Annotated in this window: 3 protein-coding genes; all 3 read right to left on the reverse strand. The window is 40.6% G+C overall.

Going from position 1 to position 6,502, the window contains the following annotated elements; translation table 11 throughout:
• Window positions 1-400 precede the first annotated feature (400 nt).
• The 3 genes from D0T49_RS12425 to D0T49_RS12435 all read right to left on the reverse strand — a co-directional run bounded on the left by D0T49_RS12425 (window position 401) and on the right by D0T49_RS12435 (window position 6,241).
• Window positions 401-1,654 carry an acyloxyacyl hydrolase gene (locus D0T49_RS12425; protein WP_163632120.1) on the reverse strand — a complete coding sequence of 418 codons (1,254 nt, stop codon included), beginning with the start codon at window positions 1,652-1,654 and terminating at the stop codon, window positions 401-403.
• A 163-nt stretch (window positions 1,655-1,817) separates the two neighbouring features.
• Entirely contained in the window at window positions 1,818-3,140 is a 1,323-nt protein-coding gene (locus D0T49_RS12430; protein ID WP_163632123.1) for a TolC family protein, read from the reverse strand.
• Window positions 3,141-3,205: 65 nt separating this feature from the next.
• Window positions 3,206-6,241: an efflux RND transporter permease subunit gene (locus D0T49_RS12435; RefSeq protein ID WP_163632126.1), complete on the reverse strand. Its 3,036-nt coding sequence runs from the start codon at window positions 6,239-6,241 to the stop codon at window positions 3,206-3,208.
• Window positions 6,242-6,502: the final 261 nt, after the last annotated feature.

Consider the following 6,502-nt stretch of genomic DNA (forward strand, 5'->3'; position numbering starts at 1 on the left):
TCTCTCTCTCTCTCTAACATAATAATGCTATTTACAAACATTTTAACGTTTGCAAGAGCGTTTTTTTTAGGTGCTATTTGCTGAGAGAAAGTCATATTATATTAAAAAAGATAAAGGACAAGACTTATAGCTTGTAGCTGATAACTTGTAGCTAACTAAATCATTCTTCATTTTTATCCGAAGAATGTGGATGCAAATGTAAAGGCTTTGATTTTTTGAGGCAAATATTTAACGAAAGAGGTATTATTACAACTCTCGACTAAAAAGCTGTTTTGAGTAAATATTGCAAAATAAAATCAGGCCAAGCCCAAAGATGTTTTTTGTCATGTACTCTTCAAAAAGTATTATAAATTATTTTCCGCTTCGTTTTTATAACTAAAACGAAGCGGTTTTTTTATGATTAATCCCTTGGCCGTGGAGAATATTGCAAAGATGTAGGAGGACTATTTGGTAATTGTCTTGAGCCTTTAGGCTTTACCTTGATTGTATATCCAAAATTGATGAAGAGATATTGTACCCGGCTGAAGTCGGTAGCCCTTAATGCTGCCGTGCCAAAAAAATTCTCGCTTAAGTGAATTTTAAAGCCAATGATTTGATACAGCCGTTTAAACTCGTTGTTGGCATGTATAAAGTCGTACCCTACGTTGGCAAAAAATGAATAGAAAGGCATAACCATCTCTCCTTTCATGGATAGGCCTAACGAAAGCCTTTCGGAAAATTTGCCCAGTTTAATACGGTCGTAGGCTTTTAAATCTCTTTCGTTAACTTCTCTCCATGATGTGACACCGGCACTTTCGTCGTACGAAAATTCTACGCTTGGTCCCCACTTAAAGCGATGCGAGTTCGAAAACAAGTGCGAGTAACTAACGCCTAATACTTTAAAATTTCGTTGAGTATATTTGCTGGCAAGTCCTGTTCCTAAAGTATCGAGAGTAGCGTTCCTGTTGCTTAGTAGGAACATAATTTCATGTTCACGTTGTTTTTTAGCATCGGGAATTTTAAATGGTGATTTTTTTGGTGGAAATGGTTTTTCCCTGTTGAAATGGTAGGCAAACTCTACAAAAGCTCCCGCCATATTCATCCCATTGTTAGGATATTGGCGCGCACCGTTGGAGAAATGTGTGAAATTAATACCTGCATTTAAGTCGAATTTTTTTGCCATTTTCCAGTTGTAATATAGGTTTGCCGAAAAATGTATATTGGAAGATGAGCCTATGATATTGTTGTCAGGGTTGTCAAACGGGTCGTAGGGATTCCAGTTGAAAGAACCTCCTAAATTGATTTCATAGTTTATAGAGGAATTGGGGGCGAAATTGAATAATTGTGCGCCTTGAAAAAAATAGATGGAAATAGGTCTTCCTATATCTTCCATTCTGCCGTAATAATTTACCATATAAACTCCTATACCCATATATGGATGGCCAAAGGCATAGTCTTTCCAATTGTTGCCATAGGACGAAAATCCGTATTTTAACGAAAGGGTAGAATACATTGGAGTGCCATGTTCGCCCGACAAAAAATCGATAGAAGGTAATGCAGAGCCGAATCCGGTATTAATAGCAAGAAAGTGGGGAAGTTTTACATTTACAGTGTCTCTTGCTTCAGCAAAAAGGAATGAAAAAATAGTTAAGACTAAAAGTAGAGTTTGTTTCATAATAAGAATATCACAGACTAATAAAATAATTGTTAACTTACTAACAATTATTCAGGGTTAGATGTTTTGTCTTTAATTTGTTTTGTGATTTCCGGTATGAAAAGAATTAAGGTTCTTGTAAATAAATATTTATGGTGAAAAAAAATCTGAAATTGAAATTGTTTTATTTAATATACTCTGTTATTTGACCGCTAATTTGCATCAGCGATATTTCACATAGTTTAGTGTTGTATTGTGCCTGTACTAAGCGTTCTTCTGCTTCGAGCAGGCTGTTTTGTGCTTCGCGCAGTTCTATCCCCGACAGGTCGCCCAGTTTGTAACGCTCAACAGCTATTTCGTGATTCTCGCGTGCTGCCAATAAGTTTTCTTTTTCCAGTTCGGTTAGTTCCATGTTGTTTACATAAGCCATCCATAAGTTTGCAAACTCGCTTTTTACAGCTAATTGCAATTCTTTGTATTCCAATTCTTTGTTGTCAATCTGGAGTTTGGCGTTTCGTTGTTCTCTCACTCTGTTAAATCCATTGAAAAGATTAAATCCCAGCGTAAGCCCATAATTGGGGCCTAACTGGTCTTGCCTGCGATAATTGCCAAGTTCGTATGTGTTATGTGAGTATCCGTATCCCGCATTGAGGCGGAGGTAAGGTAAATTCTGGCTTTGCAAAGAGCGTAAGTCGAGCGAACTCAAACGGCGGTTTTTTTCAGCCAACAGCAGGTAAGTGTTCGATTCCATTGTTTGCTGCCAAATATCCTCTTTATTCATCAGAAAATCCATTGTGATGATAGAATCGGCAGGAATAGAGAAAGCATCAATATCATTTAACGACATTAACTGATTCAACCGTACACGCGAAGCAAACAGCACCTCCTGCTGACGAATCAGTTTGGAACTATCGCTGTTGAAGTCTACTTTTGCCTGTTGGAGGTCGAGCCTCGACAGGTTTCCTATATTATAACGTGCTTCTACAGTTCGCAATCGCTCTTTTGATAGCTTTACTGCCGATTGTAGATTTTTGATTCGTATGGTTTGCTGTATGTAGTTGTAATACTCGGTAGAGATGTTGGCAATAAAGTTTTCTATTGTCATACGGGTGTTTAGCTCTCCTACCTGTTGCAGTTCCTTCAGGCGGTCGTAGTTTGTAAGTACGCTAAAACCGTTGAACAGCATCCAGTTCAGATTTACTCCCACATTAAACGATTGATTATTTACGTTTTTGTTGCTGACAACATCTTCTTCGGTATTATGCGGATATTGCTCGTTATTATAAAGTGTACCCGAAAACGAGCTATTCAAATCTAATGTAGGTAAAAAGCCGGCATTTCCTATGGTAGCGTTGTTGTCGGATATTTGCTGGTTGTTTCGTATTATTGCAATTTGATAATTTTGTTCCAATCCCGTTTCGATGCAACGTTTCAGGTCGTAAACCTCCTGAGGGTATGCAAAAGGTATACATAATAATGTTAATAATATGATGAAATTTTGTCTCATTGTCTATTGTATATGTCTGATTTACAGCGTTTTATATGTATTTTGAGTGCCGAGTGAAATCTCTGTTACTCTTTCTCTGCTTTTTTCGACCTGTCAGTCGAAATGTACGAATACATTGCCGGAACAATATACATGGTAAGCAGGGTCGAAACCAATAAGCCTCCGATAACGGATACACCCATTGCAATACGCCCGTTTGCTCCTTCGGAGCTTGCCAGAGCCAAAGGGAGTAAGCCCAAAATGGTAGAAAAACTGGTCATCAGGATTGGGCGCAAACGCTGAACTGACGCGCCTTGTATTGCTTCGGCTTTTGTCATTCCGGCTGCTTGGCGCTGGTTGGCAAATTCCACAATTAATATTCCGTTTTTGGTTACCAACCCTATTAGCATAATAATACCAATCTGGCTGTATATATTCATCGTAACGCCGGAGAAATACATGAAGATTAAAGCTCCTGCCACGGCCAGTGGTACTGTAAGTATGATGATGAAAGGGTCTTTAAAACTTTCGAACTGGGCTGCCAGTATAAGTATAATCAATATAATGGCAAGCCCGAAAGCAAATAACAGGCTCGATGAGCTTTCGCGGTAATCTTTTGAATCGCCGGTAAGTGCTGTACGAAACGTATCGTCCAATACATCTTTAGCTATAGCGTCCATTTGGTCGAGCCCTGCTCCGATAGTATGGCCGGGAGCTAATCCGGCCGAAATTGTGGCCGAATTAAAACGGTTGTAACGATATAGTTGTGGTGGTGCTACCGTTTCACGCAGTTGTACAAAATTGTCTAACTGAACCATATCGCCATTTTGATTTTTCAGGTAAATGCTGCGCAAGTCCAGAGGCGTATTGCGTTGTTGGCGGTTTATTTCGCCAAGTATTTGGTATTGCTTGCCATTCATATAAAAATACCCCATTCGCTGTCCGCTTAAGGCATATTGCAGAGTTTGCCCTATATCGCGGGTACTCACCCCAAGCAGAGCCGCCTTGTCGCGGTCGATTAAGATTTGTGTCTCCGGTTTTGTAAATTTCAGGTTTACGTCGGCCATCTGAAATTCAGGGCTTTGATTTACCTTGAGCATGAATTTCGGAATAAATTCTTCCAGCTTGTCGATATTAGGAGCTTGCAGCACGTACTGTATTGGCATCGACGAGCGTTGTCCGCCAAAGGTAGATTGCTGTTGTACGAAAGTACGCGCTTCTGTTTCTTTTCTCAAAGCGTTAGTTAATTCGGCGGCTATTTCCATCTGGCTGCGCTCCCTGTCCTTTATATCCGGCAGAATAATCCTTATTTGGCTCCAGTTACCTCTTACCATCATGATATTAGCTTCGCGTTCGGGCACTATAGAGTCTGCAATATGCGATATTTTATCAGCATAATCGCGGATGTATTCATAAGTAGCACCTTCGGGTGCAGTTATCCGCAGGCTTATTTGCGAACGGTCTTCCAAAGGAGCCATTTCTGATGGGATTTTAGCCCACAGCACCCCAATTATTACCAATGTAGCAAGCATTACAGGGATAATGATAAACTTATGTGCGAGTATGTATTTCAGGCTTTTATCATATACATTGTTCAATCCGGCGAAAACAGGTTCGGTTTTGCGGTAAAGCCAGTTTTGTTTCTCACGTTTTTTCAGCAGTTTGGTTGCCAGCATAGGCGTAAAGGTTAATGCTACAAACGATGATATTATAATAGCACCTGATATTACTATGCTGAACTCGCGGAATAGCTTTCCCGTCATTCCCTGCAAGAACACGATAGGAAAGAATACGGCAACCAGTGTGATAGTAGTGGAGACTACTGCGAAAAATATTTCTTTTGAGCCTTCTATTCCGGCACGTCGTGGGGTCATTCCGTGTTCTATTTTCAGATAGATATTTTCGGTTACCACAATGGCATCATCTACCACCAGCCCTACAGCCAGTACAACAGCCAGCATAGAGAGTACATTTATAGAGAAGCCTGCCACATACATAACGAAAAACGCTCCTACCAACGAAACGGGAATTACCATTACCGGAACTAAGGTGACACGCCAATCGCGCAGAAACATGAAAATGATGATAATAACCAATATAAAGGCAATGTATATGGTTTCTTGTACTTCGTTTATCGAAGCCCTGATAAACTTGGTATTATCAAAAGCAATTCCCAGTTTTACATCTTCGGGAAGGTCTTTTTGCATTTGTTGGAGGCGTACCTGCACTTCGTCCGATATTTCAATCTGATTGGCTCCCGGTTGGGGTATTACCACTACGCTTACGATAGGCACACCGTTGCGGCGTGTTATGTTTTTCCGGTTTTCAGCATCAAGCTCGGCAGTACCAATGTCTCTGAACCGCACTATGCGGAAGTTATCTTCTTTTATAATCAGGTTGTTAAACTCTTCCGGGGTTTCCATCAAGCCTAATGTGCGGATACTCAGCTCTATATTGTCTCCCTCTATACTTCCCGATGGTAATTCTACGTTTTCGCGGTCGATAGCATTTTTTACGTCCATCGGCGTGATACCATAGGCAGCCATTTTTACAGGGTCGAGCCATAGGCGCATCGAGTAGCGGTTTTCTCCCCATATTTCTACGGCACTCACATTGGCTATTGTTTGCAACCGCTCTTTTACCGTAAGGTCGGCAATTTCGCTCAATTCGAGCAAAGAGCGTTTTTCACTTTCGATAGTGATTTGTAAAATAGGGTTTGCATCGGCATCGGCTTTGGCTACCGTAGGCGGGTCTACATCGCGTGGCAGATAGCGTTGTGCGCGTGATACTTTGTCGCGCACATCGTTTGCGGCTGTTTCCATATCCACGTCCAACTCAAACTCGACGGTGATGCGTGAAGACCCCTGACTGCTTCTGCTGGTTAATGAACGGATACCCGGAATACCGTTGATATTTTGCTCCAGAGGTTCGGTAATCTGGCTTTCGATAATTTCGGCATTGGCTCCGGGATAGTTTACCGATACCGTTATAATAGGGTTGTCGATGTTAGGGTATTCGCGTACTCCCAGATATGTATATCCTATTATTCCCAAAAGGAATATTATCAATACAAAAACGGTGGAAAGTACGGGGCGTTTTATGCTAAGTTCAGATAAATTCATGCTATGTGTCTGATAGAGATTATATAATTTGCAATTGCGTTTTATTAATAATCAATAGAGTTTATATTCAATAGTCTATTATAAAGCTTATTTATAAATCATTATAGTATTAAAAGCTCCCGTAGGGAGTAAAGTTTGGTAATGTACAAATTACTCAATAATCCGGCGTGCCGTAGGTACGCAACAATTAGCGAGGAGGTTGCGTGCCTACGGCACGCCCGCCATATCTAAAGATAGTATTTTACCAAACTTCCACTCCTA

This window comes from Paludibacter sp. 221 (assembly GCF_010501035.1).
Taxonomy (GTDB): Bacteria; Bacteroidota; Bacteroidia; order Bacteroidales; family Paludibacteraceae; genus QVMH01.